At 44.3% G+C, this 20,466-nt stretch carries 9 protein-coding genes; 6 read left to right on the top strand and 3 right to left on the bottom strand.

Features of this window, described 5'->3' with window-relative positions:
* Nucleotides 1-98: 98 nt before the first annotated feature.
* On the bottom strand, nt 99-1,838 hold the full coding sequence (locus tag ACU52_RS13755; RefSeq protein ID WP_053399207.1) for an Omp28-related outer membrane protein: 1,740 nt from the start codon (nt 1,836-1,838) through the stop codon (nt 99-101).
* A gap of 2 nt (nt 1,839-1,840) precedes the next feature.
* Complete coding sequence (locus ACU52_RS13750) at nt 1,841-5,116, bottom strand: hypothetical protein (RefSeq protein ID WP_147630891.1); 3,276 nt, start codon at nt 5,114-5,116, stop codon at nt 1,841-1,843.
* A 189-nt stretch (nt 5,117-5,305) separates the two neighbouring features.
* Between ACU52_RS13750 and ACU52_RS13740 the strand changes: the two genes are divergently transcribed.
* On the top strand, nt 5,306-6,871 hold the full coding sequence (locus tag ACU52_RS13740; RefSeq protein ID WP_082335307.1) for a tetratricopeptide repeat protein: 1,566 nt from the start codon (nt 5,306-5,308) through the stop codon (nt 6,869-6,871).
* Nucleotides 6,872-7,132: 261 nt separating this feature from the next.
* Nucleotides 7,133-8,296, top strand: coding sequence for a multidrug effflux MFS transporter (locus ACU52_RS13735; protein WP_162207788.1), 1,164 nt, complete (start codon nt 7,133-7,135; stop codon nt 8,294-8,296).
* A gap of 126 nt (nt 8,297-8,422) precedes the next feature.
* On the opposite strand, the gene ACU52_RS13730 is transcribed toward ACU52_RS13735, so the two are convergent.
* A complete protein-coding gene (locus ACU52_RS13730; protein ID WP_147630890.1) occupies nt 8,423-9,100 on the bottom strand; it encodes a hypothetical protein in 678 nt (225 codons plus the stop codon).
* 851 nt (nt 9,101-9,951) lie between these two features.
* Between ACU52_RS13730 and ACU52_RS13725 the strand changes: the two genes are divergently transcribed.
* The 4 genes from ACU52_RS13725 to ACU52_RS13710 all read left to right on the top strand — a co-directional run bounded on the left by ACU52_RS13725 (nt 9,952) and on the right by ACU52_RS13710 (nt 20,361).
* A complete protein-coding gene (locus ACU52_RS13725; RefSeq protein ID WP_053399201.1) occupies nt 9,952-11,811 on the top strand; it encodes an Omp28-related outer membrane protein in 1,860 nt (619 codons plus the stop codon).
* Between the two features lie 184 nt (nt 11,812-11,995).
* Entirely contained in the window at nt 11,996-15,238 is a 3,243-nt protein-coding gene (locus tag ACU52_RS13720) for a hypothetical protein (protein WP_147630889.1), read from the top strand.
* A 104-nt stretch (nt 15,239-15,342) separates the two neighbouring features.
* Complete coding sequence (locus ACU52_RS13715; RefSeq protein ID WP_162207787.1) at nt 15,343-17,199, top strand: T9SS-dependent choice-of-anchor J family protein; 1,857 nt, start codon at nt 15,343-15,345, stop codon at nt 17,197-17,199.
* Nucleotides 17,200-17,217: 18 nt separating this feature from the next.
* Nucleotides 17,218-20,361 carry a hypothetical protein gene (locus ACU52_RS13710; protein ID WP_147630888.1) on the top strand — a complete coding sequence of 1,048 codons (3,144 nt, stop codon included), beginning with the start codon at nt 17,218-17,220 and terminating at the stop codon, nt 20,359-20,361.
* The last annotated feature ends 105 nt before the right edge of the window (nt 20,362-20,466 follow it).

Raw genomic sequence — 20,466 nt, 5'->3', positions numbered from 1 at the left:
TGCTGTAAGAAAACTTAAGTATTATGACTATGTAAATGATTTTAAAATCATAAAAGGCCTTATCCCTATAATGTTGCCGTGTGGAAAATCAGTACAGACTATCTTGCCATGTATTTCTTTCCGTTGCGTATCACGATGCCGCGCCATGACTTGCCTACGCGCTGTCCGGCAAGGTTGTATGTAGCTCCGTCGCCTTCGGCAGCCTTTTCGCCGATGGCAGCCTTGATGCCTGTTGTTCCGTCGAGGTTGATTTCGGCAGCGTTCTCAATTGTGCATGCGTTGATGTTGTCAGGTTTATAGTTAGAGATATATGCTATCACGTGCATGTTGTCCTGGTTCCATTTCTCGTTAAGGTCGAAAGTATAGCTGTATGCGGCCTTTGTTCCGTCCCAGGCTATAGGCTCGCCCCAAATAGAGCTGTATGCACGTACAACGTGATTGTGCTCATAGTTATATTCGTCTGCCGTTCCGCTCTGATATCCTATAATGCCGTCCTCCATCAGGTATACGTTGATATAGCGCAGGTCGTTGTCTTCGTTAGACAGACGCTCCATGTCAACGTCAACGGTAACGGTGTTTCCGGTCTTGCTGACGTTCAGCGACAGGTCATAGAAGGCAGGAACAGAGAGGCGGTTGAGGATAAGCTCCTCGAGCGACTCTTGTGATTCGGGCAGGAATGCCGGTACGCCGTCGTTCTGCTCGGTTCTGTCTATCATTGCAGCCGGAGCATAGGTGCCTCCCGAGCCGTAGAACACGAGATATTCTTCGTCAGCCTCTGACGTGAAAGTGTCCTTGCCGTAGCCTGCATGATGACATGCAACGATGAGGCGGCCGGCAAAGTCTTCCTTGCCGAGAATGTTGTGTACGAAGCCTGCCACGCGGGGGCAGTTGCCGCAGAGCTGTCCGGTAAACTCCTCAAGGAACACGCGGCGGCTGTAGACATTGCTCACCACGCTTACCGGCAGTCTCAGTGTGTCGTTGCCGTTCACGGCGTCGGTGTTGCCGTCGAGGTTGTCCGCATATACAAGTATGGTGCGGTGGTCGCCCAGGTCGTGTTTCAGTTCAGGACTGAACCTTATGGTCTGCTGATGGCTTGCGCCCGAGTTAAGAGGCTCGTTCACGGGGAATGTGTACACCTCGTCTTCGCCTTCAATCTTGCAGTTTATATTGTATGAATTTATGTTCGACGTGCCGTAGTTGTGCATCATGGCAACCACAGAAACATTGTTGCCCGATGTTATAAATTCAGGTGCTGAACCGAAGTATGGTGCCATGTCGTATGCCGGCACGTTGCCTCCGCCTATCACGGCTTCAACGCTTAGGCTTGCTTCAGTGCTGTGGTCGGTCCATGTGCCGTCGTTGTTTACGTAGAGCGATTTAGGTATGTCGGTTATAGCCGATATGCCGTAGCTCATGTTGCGCTGGCTGAACGTGTAGCCTACATAAATGTCGCCCGCGCCCTTCTTTATTTCATACGGAGTGTCGAGTTTAATCTCGTTCCAGCCGTTGGCCACGGTCTGCGTTGTTTCGCGGTTGATGGTCTGCGACACGATGTTCTCGCCGTCGAGCGATGAGCGCACCCATACGGTTATTTCGTCGATGTTGATTTTGCTCTTTATTCCCACGCGTATGGTTTCGATGCTGTTGCCGGCATATCCGTCAAGCACGTTGCCGGGAATAAGTATTGCTGCAGATATGTCTGCGTTTCCGCTTACGGCAAAGTCGCGTGTGTTGCTGATGTTGCCGTCACAGTAGCCGTAACTTACGGTTGGGCTTTGTGCCCAACCATAAGAAGCGATAATAATATGTGCTAAAATAAATAAGAAAAAGCGTTTCATAATTACTTAACAGTTATCTTTTCTACTTTGTTGCCTTTTTTGATTATATACAGACCTTTCTTCATAGAGTGTCTTGTTGAGAGTTTCTTGCCGTCTACAGAGTATATCTCCTTGATGCTGTCTTCGTCGGCTGTAATGCCGCTTACGCCCGTTCCTTCAGAGTCTTTCACGCTGATGTCGTCGAGCGCGAGCGATGTATATTCAGGAATGTCTGTCGCATGGAAGCGTATCACAACGTAAGATGCGTCTTTTACATCGTTAAGCGACACTGTCTCCTCGGTAAATTCTTCTGAGGCTGTGGTGCTGATGGTCTTCTGTGTCACAATCTCGCCAGTGTTTGTCTCGGCCTCTATGGTCAGTGTCATGCTGTTGTCTGTGTAGTAGTTGAATTTCAGTTCAGGACTGTTGCTGCCTTCGAGAGAAATCTTGCCTGTGTTCACCATTACCTCTGTAGCCTCCCATATGTCGGTCATCATGCAGTAGCCGTCATCGTCAGAAGATATTTCGTCAATGATGTACGATTCATAGTCGGCGTTGCTGTTGCTCAGTGTCCACCACATGTTGTAGGCTGCAAATCCTTCTGCAAAGTTCTCCTGGAACGGCAGTGTGTATTCCTCGCCGAGGATTATTATGTTGGATGCACTGTTTTGTCCCTTTCCGCCTGCGCTTACAGGTATCACGCCATACTGAACCGCATGCTGGCTGCCGCTCTGGTCAACGCTGAATTTGTAGGTGTTGTCCTTAACTCCTGTGGCAATCTCGTTGCCGTCAGAATCAATTATGTCGTAAGTTATAGCCTCAGGGTCGATATATCCGCCGTTAACTCCGTTTTCAGGGATGTCCCATGTCAGTGTCATTTCGTTGAGGTCGACTCTTGCCTTGACGTTTGCAGGAGCCTCGGCAATGTCGGTGCCTACGTAGAGTGTGTCGTAAGCCTCTGTGCCTTCGCCCTTGTCGTTGCGCGGAACAATCTTGTATGTGTGGAATCCGGCTGTCATGCCGTCTTCGTCCACGTAGCTTATGTTCTCGCCCGGCTGTGCCGTAAGTGTCTTCACCAGTTTGTCGTCTCTGTAGACATCAATGCCTTCAATGGCAGCAAGAGTCTTGCCCTCGATGGTTGTCTGCGGAGCCTTGAATGTGATGTCTGACTTTAGTGCGCCTTTTTCGCCGGCTTTGATGCTAAGGCCGGTAACTTCTGCCGGTGCGGCAAGCATGTGGTTCTCTACGATTCCGAAGTCGGTAAGTCCGAGATAGAATGCATCCTCAGGTCCTCCTGCATAGAATGCAATGTGGTAGTCGCCGTCGCCCTCAGGCGTTATTATGCCCTGAATAAGAGTTATCCACGTATCTGTGTCAACGCTTACAGAGTCCATATCAATCTTCTTATACTTTGTGTAGTCGTCGCCTGTGCCGGCATATATGTCGAGGTTGCCCTCAAGATACGGCTTGCACTTTCTGTTCAGACGCTCAATGTTGACAGACAGCTTGTAGTTGCGGTCGCCTTTGAGTGCAATGGCAGGAGACACGAGCCAGTCGTCGCCGTCTTTTGTATAGATAAAGCGCATCTGATTGTTGTTTTCTTCCTCAATTCTGGTCCATGTCCAGTCGTCATTGTTATTGTCGTAAGTCTTGAAGTATTCAAAGTGAGATGAGTCGCTGAAGTCTTCGTGATAGGGCACTGCGAAACTGTTGCCGAACAATATGAGGTCTGAAGTCTTTGACTCGCCTGTAAGTCCTTTATACGAAGGAGTTACGGTGTAGGTGTATCCCGTGAAGTCAGCTTCAGGTATCGTTTCCGTGAATGTGTTGCCCTTATGGTTCTCTGCCACGGTTATGTTGCCCGGATTGCGTACAATAGTATATTCTATTTCGTCAGGATTTACATATCCTTCGTTTACGCCTTCGGTCGGGGCAGTCCATGTAACGGTAGACACAAAGTTGTCAATCTTTACGTTAAGGTCGGTTATGGCCTTCGGTGAGTCAGGTCCTATCCATTTGCGTATGCGTGTCATCGGGCTTTCGCCTTCATCATTGCTCAGCACGATGTCAAATTTGTTTAGTCCTGCCACGGCAGTAATGTCCTCTTTGACTGTAGCTCCGGGAGCGGCAGTGCCCTTGGCAGCCTCTGCGTCGTTCACTTTAACAGTATAGTTCACATTGCCCGAAAGAGCCTCTCCGCCGTAAGTCTTGTCAGGAATGCTGAAACTGATGTTGCCTGTCAGTGCGTCGCCTTCAAAATTCAAAGTCGTGTTCTGTGCTTCAGCGGGCACTTTGTCTGACTTAGGTTTCTCAGGTATATACAATCCGGCAAACTCTTCTCCGTCAGCAAATTCTCCCAATACGGTTGCTGTACCTGTTTCAAGGTTAAGTTCGCACAGATAAGAATATTCGTCGGCGTCTACAGCAGCCCAATACATCTTGCCTGTGTTAGGATCGAATGTAGCAGCCTGCAGATAGTTAGACGGTGTAATGTCGGTCGGGCCTATCAGTGTCGTTTCGCCGGTCTCTTTGTCTATCTGATAGAGGTCTCCGTTTAAGTCAACGCCGTATAGCTCGCCCTGGCTGTTGCACGCTATGCACACCAGACGTTTCATTCCGCTCAGGCTCTCGTTGTTTATCATGGTCAGTTCCTTTGTCTTAGGATCCATCATCGAAAACTCGTAGTCGCTTGCGTCAGCATTGCTGAAGCATCCGTATATCATGCCTGTGGTAGGGTCGTAGGTCATGTCAGACGCCATGTAGGTGGCATCTTTTACAAATGTATCCGACAGCTGTTTCCATGTGTCAGTATCGTATGTCAACAGTCTTGTGTTGTAAAAATTGTCACCATAATAGTCATACTCAACCCTTGTGAAGCAAAGAGTGTTTTCATAGTATGCTCCGCCTCCTGTGGCCTCAAAGTCATTGTTTAAGTACACTGGATTCACTGTGCAGTCGCCGCTGGTGTCAAAAGAGTACAGACCGTATTCCTCTTTTCCGTTCCACACCCAGTCCCACTTAAAAGTCAGTATTCCGTATAGTGTTACAGGTTCTTCAGCCTCTGCGGCTAATTTGATGTAGGGCTTAACTTTTTTCGATGAAATGGGCCTTTTTCCGTTTTTTGCGGTTTCGCCCATGCGGTGCCATACTCCATACGGATGAGCCTTGCGGTAAGCCATTTCGCGTTCAAAGGCATCACTTCCGTGCGAATTTGTCTGCGCCATGGCGCTGTTGCCCGTTATCAATAAGAGCAAAGCGGCACCAAATAGCCTGAACAGTTGGGTTAGATTCTGTTTCATCAGTATAAATTTTAAGTTAATAAATAAGAATGTGAACAGCTCGTTCTGTGCTTTCAAAGTTACAGTAAAACCGAAAAGTTGTATTATTTTGCGCTTAAAAGGAATTTCGCTTTTATAAAAACATAATAATTTGCCTGATTTTTGTTACATTTGCCAGTGAAACATCAATAATACTGTCAGAAAAACAATATGCAAAAGCTTGTTATATTCATTTTATTATTTATATGCTCGTCTGCCGTTAATGCAGTTTCAGACGAAAAATTTATAAAAGATAATATAAGGCGTGGCGACAGCTGCATAGCCGCGGCCAAATATAATGAGAGTCTTGACTTCTATATCAGGGCTCTTGAACGTGCGCAGGAAGGCAATAATCATTTTCTGACAGAAGAGTGTCTTGGTAGGATAGGCGTGCTTTATTGCCGCTTCAAAGATTATGAACAAGCCGTTATATTCTTTGGCCGTGGATATAAAAGTGCTGTCGGGCGCCATGACAACAATGAGGCTTACAGATTTGCATGTTATTTGATGAATACTTATTGTCAGACAGGCGACCTGAATGCGGCAAGAGAATATTATGACATTCTAAAGAATATGTCAACTTCTAACCGTCGAGAGAAAGAATACTACGATCTTTATAGTGCAGGCACACTTGCTTATGCTGAAAATAATTACCAGGAAGCGGTTCATTATTATTCTGAAGCGCAGAAGTGTGCTGAGAAGTATGGCATGGGCGACGAATACAGCATGTCGCTATATGCTGTCATAGCCGAGTCGTATGTGGGGATGAACAGACCTGACACAGCCATTGTCATTGCCACGCTGCTTATGGAGGAAGCCATGAAGAGTGGAAACACAAATCAGCTTAGCCATACTTATGAGGTGCTGTCAAAAGCTTATGGCGCAAAGGGCGACTCGATACTTATGGCGCATTACAGGAGCCTTTCTGTTACGTTGGAAGATTCAATTTACAATCTCAGAAACTTCAACAAAACACGCAGCAGGTACAGCTCTATTGAGCGGAGAATTACCGACAGGCATATATCGTTTCTGAACGACCGCATAACACGCCAGGTTCTGATAATTGTAGCCTTTGTGGTGCTTACCCTTATTCTCGTCGTGGCTATAATAAAGGTGATACGCAGCAACATAAACCTGCGGACGGCTCATCGTGCACTGATGGATAAGAATGCAGACCTTATCAGAGAGCAGCAGAACAGCAGACATCTGCGCGAACAATATATAAAGTCGATGGGTATGGCCGACGCAAAAAAACAGACTGACGGGATGGCTGCCGCGCCTGGCATGATGGATGAAGATAATGAGGCGGAAGGACAGCATGCAGGGACATCGGCCGAACCCAAGATGAACGATGCGCAGACGGCATTGATGATACAGCGTATAATGACGATTCTTGATGATGTCGATGTCATATCTAGCCAGGACTTCACGTTGCAGATGCTTGCCGGCATGATAGGGTCGAACACTTCGTATGTCTCGTGGGCTATAAACAGCACCTACGGAAAGAACTTTAAGTCGCTGCTCAACGAGGCGCGCATACGTGAGGTTACGCGCCGCATCTGCGACACCGAAAACTATGGCCATCTTACAATTCAGGCCATAGCGCAGTCTGTGGGCTATAATTCGCAGACTAATTTTATCAAGACTTTCAAGCGAATTATCGGCATGACGCCCTCAATGTATCAGAAACTGAGTAAGGAGATGGGTGGAATGCCGGATGAGGACAGGATGGAGTGAAGGGCTGTCTTGTGCTTGCTGCGTTGGTTCTTGTGTGTCGGATATTGCGTAGACAGTAGTTTCTTAGTCTGTCTATTCATATTTGCCGATCATCTTTCTTCGTCCATATTTTTCGTATATCCGTCTATGTTTTTGGTCTATAAAACCCTGCGGTTTAGTATATGCATGGTCGGCAGCCTGCCGTGATTCTTTTCGCGGCTCATACATTTTTGCTAACTTTGCACCCGAATAAGATAATAGAGGATAACAATGAAACAAAACATGAAAGTATTTATTCCTGCCACGCTCGGCATGCTTACGGCCTTCGGTCCGTTCGTTACAGACTTCTATCTTCCGGTGCTGCCGGAGATGACAGGCTATTTTCACACCACGCCCGCGCTGGCCTCCATGAGCCTCACGGCCGGCATGATAGGTCTTGCCGCCGGTCAGCTGTTCATAGGGCCGCTCACCGACAAGTATGGGCGCAAGCGCATATTGGTTGGCTCTATGCTGCTCTTTGTGGTGGCGTCGCTGCTGTGCATATTCTCGGGAGATATATTTATGTTTAATGCCATGCGCGTGCTGCAGGGACTGGCCGGCGCGGGCGGCATAGTGATAGCCAAGAGCATGTCGGCCGACATGTACACAGGCCGCGAGCTTGCCAGCTTCATGGCTCTGCTCGGCGCCATCAACGGCATTGCACCAGTGTGCGCCCCGGTGGTCGGCGGACTTATGGCCGGCGTTACGTCGTGGACAGGCGTTTTTGCCGTCATTCTTGCCGTGGGACTTGTGCTCATGGTGTGCAGTATGTTCTTGCCCGAGACGCTGCAGCCTGCCAACCGCATACGGAAGAGCGTGATAAAGGTGTACGGCAATCTGTTCCGCGTGTTCCGCAACTCTCGCTTCACTCTTTCCGTCATGGCCGAGATGGCTTGCTTCTTTATGTTCTTTGCCTATATAGCATCTTCGCCGTTCATCATGCAGCAGGTGTATCATCTTTCGCCGCTCGGTTATAGTCTCTGTTTCGGCCTGAATGCGCTCATGATAGGCGTTGGCGCCGCCATGGCCACGCGTTTCCGCAGTCAGGGCACATGCCTGCGCTTCGGCGGTCTGGGCATGCTTGCCGGCACGTTGCTGCTTGCGTTCCTGCTCAACACGGCCATGCCCCTCTGGATAGTCATGCTGGCATATATCTACACGCTGATATGCTTCGGACTGATGCAGCCGCCTTTGACGGCCATAGCCCTCGACAGCGAGCGCGACAATGCCGGTGCTGCCAGTGCCATCTTCGGTGCCTCCGGCTTTGTTGCCGGTGCCCTTTCGAGTCCGCTTGTAGGCATTGGCGACATAACCGTCACTTCGGGCCTCGTCATGGCATGCGGAGCCGTTGTCTGCCTCCTGTTTATCCTGCCGCTGAGCAGCAAGCTGCGCGCCGTTGCGGCATAGGCGTGTTCCGTTGAGGATGATTCCTTCTTAATTGTGCCAGACTTTTGTTACAGAAAATAAAAACAGCGTGGAAACTGCCAAGACAGTTTCCACGCTGTTATGTTTTATAGTCGGGTTTATATTATCTTATAACTTTTTTTCCGTCTTTCCGTTGGCGTACTTAATGATGTTTACACCCTTTTTCGGAGCAGTCAGTTTGCGTCCGTCAAGGCTGTAGTATGCAACAATGCTGCCGTTGTCTTCTGATACAGTTCCGCTTATCGATGTAACGTCTTCGTTTGTAAATTCGACGGTTATCGACGGACCTGCAATTCCGTCAGAAGTGTCGTTGGCATCAGCGAGCTTCTTCACAGTATATGTTATGGTCATCAGCGAGCCGGGCTTTACGTTGGCTACAGGGTTGTCGCCAAAAGGATTATAGTTGGCGTCGAGTATCCATTCGTCCATGAACGGTTCAGTGTCGCCCATCATGGGTGATACGGCAGAGGTGTAGCTTCCGGCTTCAAGGTTAGGCGACTTGCAGTTGACGAAGCATATCTGATATGCAGTTCCTTCAGTCATCTCTTTTATAGTATAGTCAACTCTTGCGTAAACCGAGCCTTCAACGTTCTTTTTTACCGACAAGCCCGAATGAATCACAGGGCCGTAGAACGTATCGTTCTCAATGTTTGTACGTTTTATTGTAGTGCCGTCTTCTATTACATTTCCTTCGGCATCAATAAAAGAAAACGTGTTGTCAATCTGTGCGTTGGCAAACAGGCTTCCTGTCAATAAAGACAGTGCTAAGGTAAAAACTCTTCTCATATTTCTAAAGTTGGTTAATGTTTTTTGTTTATATTATATATGTTATTTTAAAATTAATGAAAAAATCTGTCTGGCTATTAACAGAAATTCATCTCTTAAATCACAGTTATAAATGTTTATCATAGCGTATTCTGCAAGATACACCGGCGTTTTTTCGTCTTTAACGATGAGTTTTTGGCTCATACGGAAGAGCTGTCGTATTTTAATATAATGTGTCCGATGTTCTATATTGTCGGTGCAAAGATATTAAAAAGAATGATATTGTGTATATGTGTCATGTAATATTTTGATATTTATTATCCGTTAACGGTTTTACAATGATAATCCGTTGTGCGGTATTCTTTCAATGTGCATAAATATTCATAGGTATATGAAAATGTATTGTATATTTTTTCAGAGCCATATTGCTCAACAAATTGTCTTTATGTACGCATGTTTTGTGTGATTATAAGTGAAATGTATGTTTTTTGCTCATGTTTTAAAGTATGATGTAAAAATTTTTGATAATTATTTTTAGTATTATGCGACTTATTTTTATAATATTAGCACATATAGGTTAAAAACAGTATATAAATGTAAATATTTACCCGTGCCTTTTAACTTTTTATGTAATATTTTTTTATACTTTTTTATTTTATGATAAAATAAAATTAAACTATGGTTATTTACGATAAATTTTTACTAAAAATAATTGTATTACTTTTAATATATTACTTTTACGAATTTTAACCATAATGTTTGTTTTTGCTTTTGATGAATTTATACTTAATTGCTAATTCTGTGAACAATTAGATATTAAAGACACACATTCTCTATTAATTTATATGCAAATTCGGTAAAAGTGTAATATTATGATAAAAGGTTCTACTTTTGTTATGGGAATGCTGATGCTCCCAATTTGTATGTCTGCACAGACAAAAATAGGTTACAGTAATGGCGATTTCGAACGTACTGACGGTGTAAGGCTCAATAGCAGCGAACAGCAGTCGGCTGCTATTAGGATACCTGTGTCAAAGTTGAAGACCTTGGCAGGTAAGAAAATTACAGGTGTCAGAGGCGTGTTCGGTACGAGAAACGTCGAGTCGGTTAAGTTCTTTATCACGGACAATCTTAACGGCACCCCTTTGTACGAGCAGGCTATTAGCGGAGTAAGTACAAGTTGGAAGAATTTTACTCTTGACACACCTTTTGAAATAACAGCAGATAAGGACCTTTATTTCGGTTTTACAGTTACGAGCACCACTAATTACAGACCTTTGGCTTTCGACCGCAGCTACGGAGAGAAAGGCTGTTCATACGGCGTAAATGAAGACGGAGAATGGGTGGATCTGTTCAGCAACAAGATGGGATGCTTTAACATTATGTTGCTTGTTGATGATGCACCGGCTTTTGTTGATGTGTCAGTGCGTCCTTTCGATGCTGATGGTTATTATAAGACTGAAAGCGAATATAAATTTCAGGGTCAGTTGTATAACTTCGGAAGTGAGACTGTGACAAGTTTTGACGTTCACTGCAAGTTTGACAATAAGGAGACAGAGACATTTACAGTAAGCGGAGTGTCGATACCCAATGCGTCAACATATAATTTTGATATTCCGAATATACTGACAGAGAGCCAGGGACGCAAGGTGGTCGAACTGTCTGTAGATAATATAAACGGCACGGCAGACACTGACGCCACGGATAACGAGTGCCAGAGTACGGTCTATTTCTATCCGGCTGACATTCAGCGCTCATATTTGCTTGAGAATTTCACTTCTCAGCTTTGCATCAACTGCCCTGACGGCCATGAAGTAATGGAAGCAACGCTCAAGGACCGCACCGAAAGCATAGTTCAGATCGGACACCATTCTGGTTATCAGCCTGATTCTTTCACGATGGAAGAGGATGATGCCTATGTTGACTTTTATAACAGCAGCTCAACGTTTGCTCCTGCTTTTATGCTTAACAGAGCTACGAATGAGAATATAAGTGCAGCTTCACCAGTGTTTAACGTAAGCCGTGTTTATATAAATGAGAGCATTGATAAACAGGCAACAATTCAGCCCTATGTTGAATTGCAGTTGAATACTGATTTTGACAAGAACACCAGTCTGCTTTCCGGTACGGTTAAGATAAAGACCTATGTAAAGCCGGCAGGAACAGATCCGAGACTTACATTGTGCATTGTTCAGGACTCAATTATGGGTATGCAGCAGAACGGAGGTTCGGCTTATATGCACAGACACGTGTTCAGAGGCTGTCTGAACGGTGCTTGGGGCGAGTCGGTTGCTCTTGAAGAAGGTAAGGAATTTACAAAAGAAATTTCATATACATTGCCTGACAGCATATTGTCTACATACTATGGCATAAACGTAAAGACACTGCCGGAACAGATGTATCTTGTTGCTATCGTAAGCAACTATAATCCTTCAGACGTTACAGACCGTAAGGTGTATAACTGTGCTGAAGTGAGATTTACAGACGGAGGTGCTGCCAGCGGCATTAGTGAAGTGGTGGAGAATAATGTCAGCGGACGCCTGTATGGCTCTTCAGACTGTGTTAAGGCAGACGGAAACTTCGACCGCATGTATGTATATGACATAAACGGAAAACTTGTGCGCAAGTGTGAAAATCCGGGTGAAACATTTACTCTCAGTCCTGGAATATATGTAACCAGGGCTGTCAGAGACGGCAAGACAGCTACGGCTAAATCAGTTATTGCCCGCTGAATAATGTAAAAATAAGTTTAGCATGAGTAGAATGTGGGGACTGGCATATGGCACCAGTCCCCGGTTCTACAAGCTATCACGCATGGTGTTGTGTGAAAACTTTGACGACTCTTAAACGTTGTTACTTAACATTTAATACTAGGGGTAAATCATTATATACTAATTTTTTTAACAATTAAAGCCTATGATTAAACATTACGCTGCTGCATTATTGGCGGCAATTACTGTAGGTGGAACTGCCTTTGCGCAGAGTCCGGATATGAAGTTGAGATGCGTAGAAAAATGGGGTGATGCTATGGGTGATGCCAAAGGTATCAGCACCAAGGCTGTAAGTTATTACAATTCAGACAATCAGATTGTTTCTGAAACAGACTATGGCGCTGATTATGTCACCGGTGAGTATCTTCCAAGCAGATTCACTGTCTATGAGTATAATGACAAGAAACAGCTTGTTAAGAAGTATTCTCAGCAATATGGATTGTATGACGGCGAGGATCTCGCCTTTAAGGCATCTGTCGACACTGTTTACTATTCGTATGACGATGCTGGCAGACTGATCTGTGAACAAGGAATTCAGTCAAAGGATTCTATTGTTTACGAGTATGACGATCAGGGCAACAAAGTGAGATATGCAAGATATTTGCCTGATTTCTACGGAACTGTAAACAACGGACAGCCTTATATTATGCAGGAGGAGAGATACAGCGACTTCGTTGCTCCTAACTGTCCGAGAAAAATAGTAGGTGACGGCAGATATGACAGCTATAAGGTTTCTTACGATGTTGCCTATGATGCTGACTTTAACATGATTTCCAAGAAAAAGTTCAACTCAAGCGATGTTCCGACGGAAAGCGAGTATTGGACATACAATAACGGACAACTGACCAACTATATTAAATATAAGGTTAGCAGCGTTGCCGGCGAGAACGATGAAACGACTTATGAGGAAACTCCTACCACTAAGACGGAATACACTGTAGTTGGCGAAGATCCTTTGCGTATAAAGGAGCAGGGTTATAGTTATAACAAGCAAAATTCAAGTTGGGGTACAAATGTTTATTATTATGTATCAGAATATTTTAAACCAGATGCAACTTCGGCTCCTGAGTTATCTGCTGAAAAAGTAACGGACAAACTTAATGCTGTTAAATTAACCTTCAATGCTGTGCCTTTGAGCGGTGTTCAGAACGTAGCTTATGACATTATGCGTCATGGAATAAAGGTTGCACGCCTGACATCTGCAGATGCGAAAGACGGTCAGATAACCTATACAGACGAGAATGTAAAGAATGGTTACTACGACTATTTTGTGCAGACTGTTGACGCTGATGCCGACACAAGTGGTGAAGAGGCACTTAATTCTTACGGATTTGGTATGAACTCTTCAAATCTTATCCGTGTTAACTTTGATACGGAGCTACCTGCTGTGACGAATATACATAAGGCATATGTAGATTATGTTGACGGCCAGTGCTTTGCTACGTTGAAATGGGATGAGCCCGCCAATAAGGATTATTATAAATTTGTCAAGTATAATGTGTTCGTTAAAGGCATGAAGATACAAGACAATCAGGGTGACACTCTTACCACTAACAGCTATAGAATAGCCATTGGATGGGGTTCTGAAGCTAATAATATCTCAAAGGATATTTATGTACAGGCTGTTTATGCCATAGGTAAGGTTAACAGTGATACTGTTACTATAGACAACAAGGCTTACAATCTGGATGGATATGTTGCCCGCTCAGTTGAGAAATGGGGCGATGTTATGGGTACAGCCAAAGGTATCAGCACTAAGGATGTAAGCTATTACAACTCAGACAATCTTATTATTTCTGCTGCCAATTATGGTGCTGATTATGTAACTGGCGAATTTGTTCCGAGCAGATTCAATATCTATGTTTATAATGATAAGAAGCAATTGGTTAAAATGTACTCACAGCAATATGGTCTGTATGATGGTGAGGACTTTGCTTTCAAGGCTTCTAACGACACTACATTCTATTCATATGACGATGCAGGAAGACTGGTTTGCGAGTATAACATGCAGAGCAAAGACTCTATCATATATGAATATGATGAAAACGGCAACAAGGTAAGATACGCCCGTTACAGACCAGATACTTATGGAACAATGAACGGCGGTAAACCTTATATCATGCAAGAAGAGAGCTACAGCGATTTTATTGCTCTCGACTGTCCTACAAAAGTTAAAGGCGACGGAAAATATGATAACTATAAGTTTACCATGGACGTTGTCTATGATGGTAGAAACAATGTGATTTCAAAGAAAAAGTATGATGTTAACGGCGTTCCTACACAGAGTGAATATTGGGACTATGTTGACGGCTTGCTTTCTACTTATATAACTTATGATATAAATGCTGAAGAAGGAGAAAATGGCGAAACCGTTTATGAGGAAATGCCAAACACTAAGACTGTATACACGCTTGAAAGCGCTGAACCTATGCGTATAAAGAATCAGGCATATACATATAATCCTTATGATTCAAACTGGGGCGAAAACGCTTATTATTATGTTACAGAGTACTATAAGCCGGAGAGCGAGACAGCTCCTAAGCTGGTAGCTGAGAAAGTTGCAGATAAAATTAATACTGTAAAACTTACGTTTGATGCAACAACAATAGAAGGTGTTCAGAATGTTGCTTATGACATTATGCGTCATGGTATCAAGATTGCCAGAGTAACTGCTGAAGACGCTGTTGACGGTATGATTACTTATACTGACGAGTATGTAAAGAATGGCGACTATGAATATTTTGTTCAGCCTGTTGACGCAGACGCAGACAAGAGCGGCGAAGAGCCTATGAATTCATATGGATATGGTATGAACGTATCTGATCTCGTGCGCGCTAATGTTTACACAGAGCTTCCTGCAGTTACAAACGTTCATGGTGTTGACGTTTCTTATGAAGCAGGAGAGTGCTTTGTTACAATAGAATGGGATGAGCCTGCAGACAAGGACAAGTATATGTTCGTTCAGTATAATGTATTTGTCAAGGGAATGAAGATTCAGGACAATTTCGAGAATCCTATTACAACCAACAGCTACAAGATGTCTATTGGCTGGGGTGACGAGAATACAGAATTGTCTTCAGACATCTATGTTCAGGCTGTATATGCCATAGGTAAGGCTAACAGTGATACAGTTACTATTTCTAACGATATAATTCCGTCTGCAATTGATGCTGTTAATGCAGGTCCTGATTTCAGCTATAACAATGGCATATTGACAGTTGCTGATGGTGCTACAATGGATGTCAGCTCAATCAACGGAACTGTAATAGCAGTAGGCCGCAAAGAACCTCTTGACCTTACAAGCAATCCTGCCGGTGTATACCTTGTTAAGGTAACCAAGAATGGTGTTTCTTCTGTATACAAAGTTGTTGCAGGCAGTAAGCACTAATGTAGATATGTCCAAGTATGCGCCATGAAAATGGTGCATACCTGGACTTTTTAAATCTAATACAGGCAACTACAATCATAATAAAGCGTATAAATAGTTTCTACATGAAAAGAGTACTTACAGGTGTAATGGCTGCTGCTCTCTCTGTTGTGGCTATGGGACAGTCAAAGGTCTATTTGTCCGAGAATTTCGACAATGGTATTCCTTCTGACTTTGTTACTATAGACCGTGACGAGAATCCTGTGGCTACGTTCTGTTATAAAAATGTTTCCATAAATCCAAGCTGGATAGCCAATGTCATAGATGTTAAAACAAATAAGGCTGCATTCAGCTTCACGCAAGGTAATTATAACTTCGCGCAGGAAAATTGGCTCATAACACCGCAAATTTCCATTGATTCTGACTCAGAGGCTTATCTCTGTTGGGACGGCAAGTCTGTGTATAATGATTACTTGGAAGACTATAAGGTAATGGTGTCTACAGGTAATGATGATACGGGCAGCTTTAAGGAACTTTTTAGTGTTAATGGGGAAAGCTATTTTTGGAAGACTCACACCGTGTCGCTTAAACAGTTTGCCGGTCAGAAGATATATATTGCTTTTGTGTGCACCAGCCTCAATAAGTATATTCTGGCTATCGACAATATGTATATTGGCGAACTTGATGGCTACAATTTTGATGTGAAAAATACATCAAGCCGATTCTCCGGTAATGTTGCTTCGGCTACAATCAGCGGTAAGGTGCGTAATATAGGCCGTACGGCAGACATCAAGTCAGTGGCATGTACCATTGGTGGTTCTGTCCTTTCTGAAGATGTAAATGTCTCAGACTTTGAGCCGGAGGAAGGGCTCGACTATAAATTTGACATTCCAATCACAGCAAACAGTGTTAACCGTTATGACATCAGTTTGCGTATGGCAGATGGCACAGAACAGAAGGTTTATACTGACAGTGTGATCAGTTCTTATTTCCCGCGCACGCTTTTGCTCGAGGAGATTACTGGTGGCTGGTGTCCTAATTGTCCTGACGGCACTCTTTATCTTAATGAGGTCAAGGAGCGCATGGGCAGCGACGTCATAGTAGTGTCGATCCATATGAGTCCTGATCCTCTTATCTGTAATGAGTATGCAAATGGTATGATACGCTGGCTCTCAAGCCTGCCTTCTGTGATATACAATCGTGACTTCGATTACAAGAATACAGATATGTATCACACTGAAGGCTATCTTGAAAAGGCAATGCTTGAGCCTACAACAGCCATGGTCACTGCTACGGCTGCTCTCGACGGCAATAAGGTGAATATGCATGCCAATGTCTCGTTTGCCGCAGATTATGATAATTCATCAGACAAATATAGGGTAGGCTTTGCCATTGTAGACAAAGAATATACTCAAGGCAATGTGGTTCAGCGCAACTCATGCACTCTGTTAAGCTCAGGAGAATATTATTATCTGCCTCAGGAGATTCCCGGATCGTTTGTTCGTTTCCACGACATGCCTATTGAAGGCAGCACAATCATTAACGGAGTGCCTAACAGCTTGCCTGCTGAAATAAAGTCTGGCGGTGAATACGGATGTGATTATCAGCTTACTTTGCCAGACCGCGTGTATGGCGTAGACAGTCTTTGTGTCGTTACAACGGTATTTGACAGCCGTACAGGCGTGGTACTCAATGCTTCAAGTACAGACCTCGTTGTTGATGTTACGTCTGCTATAAATACTGTTGACGGAAACACTTTGAACGCACAAATTATCAGTTCTGATAATGGTGATGTCTGCATCATACTACCGGAAGCACAGCCTTCGTCGGTGCGTGTGGTAGGTATCGACGGCCGTGTTGTACGTGAGGCATCAGCCAATGGTTCAGACCGCTTAAGTGTAAACTGTCAGGGCCTCAAAGGATGCTATATCGTTCAGGTAATACAGAATGGAAGAAAAACAGTAAAGAAAATCATATTATAAATAACTAAAAAAATCAACATGAAAAAATTTTGCATTTCGGTTTGCCTTTCTTTGCTATGCATGAAAGGTCTCGCGGCCACTAAGCCTGTAATCTTGTACAGCGACCCGTATCAGTATGTAACGGCTCTTTCTGCCAACGGAAAGTGGGCTTGCGGTACTCTTAATGATGGCACAGGTTCACTTGTTGCATTTGTATGGAATCTTGAGTCAAACGAACTCAAGAGTCTTGGTACAGGTACCATTGCTTATGGCATTTCAAATAATGGTGTTGTGGTAGGTTCTTATCCCGACTCAGAGGCTTCAACCAATGGGGCAGAGGTTACTTCTGCAGGTTATTGGAGTGATGGCAAGTGGCATCATCTTGAGCTTCCGAATGGTTTGAAATATACCAATTCTGACGCCAGCAGTATAGCTAACTGTATCAGCCCTGACGGAAGGTTCATCGGTGGATCTATTTATTCTGCCACAGGCCTTTATTCTCCGGTTATATGGGATAATGGTAAGTTCGCGCGTGATCTGAGCGGCGGATATGCAGGTTCTGTATATGCTGTTACCGACGACGGATCCAAGGCCGGTGGATGGACTTATACTAAGGAGTCTGGCAGCACACGTATCACTGTTATGTGGGACGAAGAAGGCAATCGCCATTTCCTTACAGATAATATTTCTCATGGCTCTCCTTATTTTGCCATACAGAAGTTCTCAACCGACGGTAACATAGCTCTTTATGAACAAGGTCTGTATGACTTTACAACAGGAAAAACTACAACAATTTCTGCTATCAACCCTGACTTCTGGGGATTTGTTCTTTATGATTTCAGCGACAGTCTTTCTGTTGTTGGTTATGAGCAGACTGCCGATGGCGCTCAGTTCCCTGTCATCTATAAGGACGGCAAGACACAGAAGCTGGAAGACTATCTTATAGCTAAGGGCGTTGACTTTGCTGCAGATGGAATGATAGCTCCCCGTATTGACAGTGAGGGACAATATAATCTGATGATAGCCCGCTCTGTTTCAAAGAATGACAGTGTTTTCGCGTTTACTTTTGTTGATAACAACCAGAATCTGCGTTCTGCAGTTGTAAAACTCAATCAGAATTGTTCTAATCCGGAGCCTGTTGCTGTTCAGGGTGCAATGCTCGAAGGCCTTTCAACAGCCAAGATTACATGGAAGGCTCCTTTGCTGAACAGTGAAAACATTAAGGGCTATAATGTTTATCGCAACGGCGAGAAGGTGAATACATCACTGCTGACAACTGCAGAATACTATGATGCAAACCTCGCTGTTGGAGCATATCAGTATTACGTTACTGCTGAATACAACGACGGACAAGTTTCTGCAGCTTCAACTTCTGTTACTGTTAATGTAGAAGCAGATGGAGCTAATGCTCCTTATGCTTTGAGCGCACGTATGAAGAATGCAGAAAATGTGCTTCTCACATGGAATCGTCCGCAGAGCAATCTTCCTACAAAACAGTATTATGCTGCTGAAGACGAAGTTAGCGGATTTGGCGGCGGCAGCAACTCGTTCGAGTCAGCTATACGCTACAGCAAGTCTGAAATGCAGATGTATAAAGACTATAAGATTTTTGCTGTTAAGTTTGTTCCGAGAACCAAGATCAGCGGTTGGGATATCAACATATATAAAGATCAGGAGTTGGTTTATACACAGCATGTAGACCAGGAGCTGATTTATGGTCAGGAGAACACAGTTACTCTTACTAACCCTGTAAGTGTTCCTCAGGATGGCGATGTTTATATCGCTGTCAAGGCCACAGTTCCGTCTTCATTGAACAGCTCTGACGTTATTGGTATAATTTACGAGAAGTGCGTATCAGGCTATAGCGATATGGTTAGACTCGTGACAGAGAAAGAGTTCTATTCTCTTAATGAGGCTTCACAGTCTAGCATGGGCATTACATTCCCGGTTACATGGGCTATAGGAGCTACATTCATGGCTGATGACATGACAAGCGACATTGATAATGTTGCAAACTATAACGTTTATCGTAATGATGAAAAGGTTGGAACATCTGAAACAACCAACTTCTTAAATGAGTCTGTACCTGCAGGCGATTATACTTATGCCGTAGAAGCTGTTTATGAAAATGGCAGCGTGTCTGAAAAAACAGCTCTCGACTTCACTGCTGTTACAAATAAGGCTGCATACAAGGCTGTAAATGACGTTGCCGTTTCAAACGGAGGCGACGCTACTACTGCTGTGTTCAATTGGCCTGTTCCGGTAGATAATGATGAAACTGTCATTGAGTACTGCGGCAAGAATCCGTCACCGGGTGCCATCGCTTCTGAGAGCACTAACTATGGATACATGGCTCTTACCAATTATTCTGGCGATAAGTTGTTAAGCTTTGGAAACTATGACGTTAAGGCTGTTCGTTTCTATCCTACAGCTGATGCAGACTTCACTGTAATAATTAGAAAAGACGGCGAGGAAATTGTAAATCAGTATGTTGAGAACTACAAACTCAATGAGTGGACCACAGTAACACTTGACGAGCCGTTTGTTATTGATGAGAACTCTTCTTATGACCTTATCATCGACTGCTTCGATGTTACTCCTAATGAGGCTCCTCTGGCTCTCGACGGCGAGACTCCTTTCACAGGCATTGCCAATATGTATTCTCTTGATGAGGGCGCAACATTCTCTTCTACCGGTTACGTAGGCAACTGGATGATGGGTCTTATTGCTACTGATCCTAATGCAAGTGAGCTTCCTGTTGAAGGTTACGACGTAAGAGTTGACGGCGTTAAGGCCAACGAGCAGACTCTCACAGAGCCTACATTTACCTATGCATTTGGCGAAGGCGCTGACATGAATGCTACACACAAGGTTAACGTTGACGTTTACTACAGCGTTGCAGGTAAGGTTGAAGGCGGTGCAGTGTTCTTTACTCTTGCTGCTGCTGCCGGCATTGGCGAGAATGTCATCAACGACATCAAGATCACACGTGACGGTGATAGCTATATACGTGTTGAGGGTGACGGCGTTCTTGGCGTAGACCTCTACTCTGTAAACGGAACACTTGTAAGCAGCACTGACACTAATGTTGTGAACATTTCTGGCGTTCAGGGCGGTGTTTACGTTCTGAAGGCTAAGACAGCCAACGGTGTAAAGAACTTCAAGGTTCGCGTTTCTAAATAATAATGTCTATGTTGTTGTCTGAGGCCTGACATGGTCTTAGACAACAACTGCATGATAAAAAGAAGGTGATTGACGGCATATTAATGTCGTTCTCCTTATATAAAA

This window comes from Xylanibacter rarus (genome assembly GCF_001275135.1).
In the GTDB taxonomy this organism is placed as follows: Bacteria; Bacteroidota; Bacteroidia; order Bacteroidales; family Bacteroidaceae; genus Prevotella; species Prevotella rara.
The sequence above is the reverse complement of the archived record's forward strand: the minus strand, read 5'-3'. Positions and strand labels throughout refer to the sequence as shown.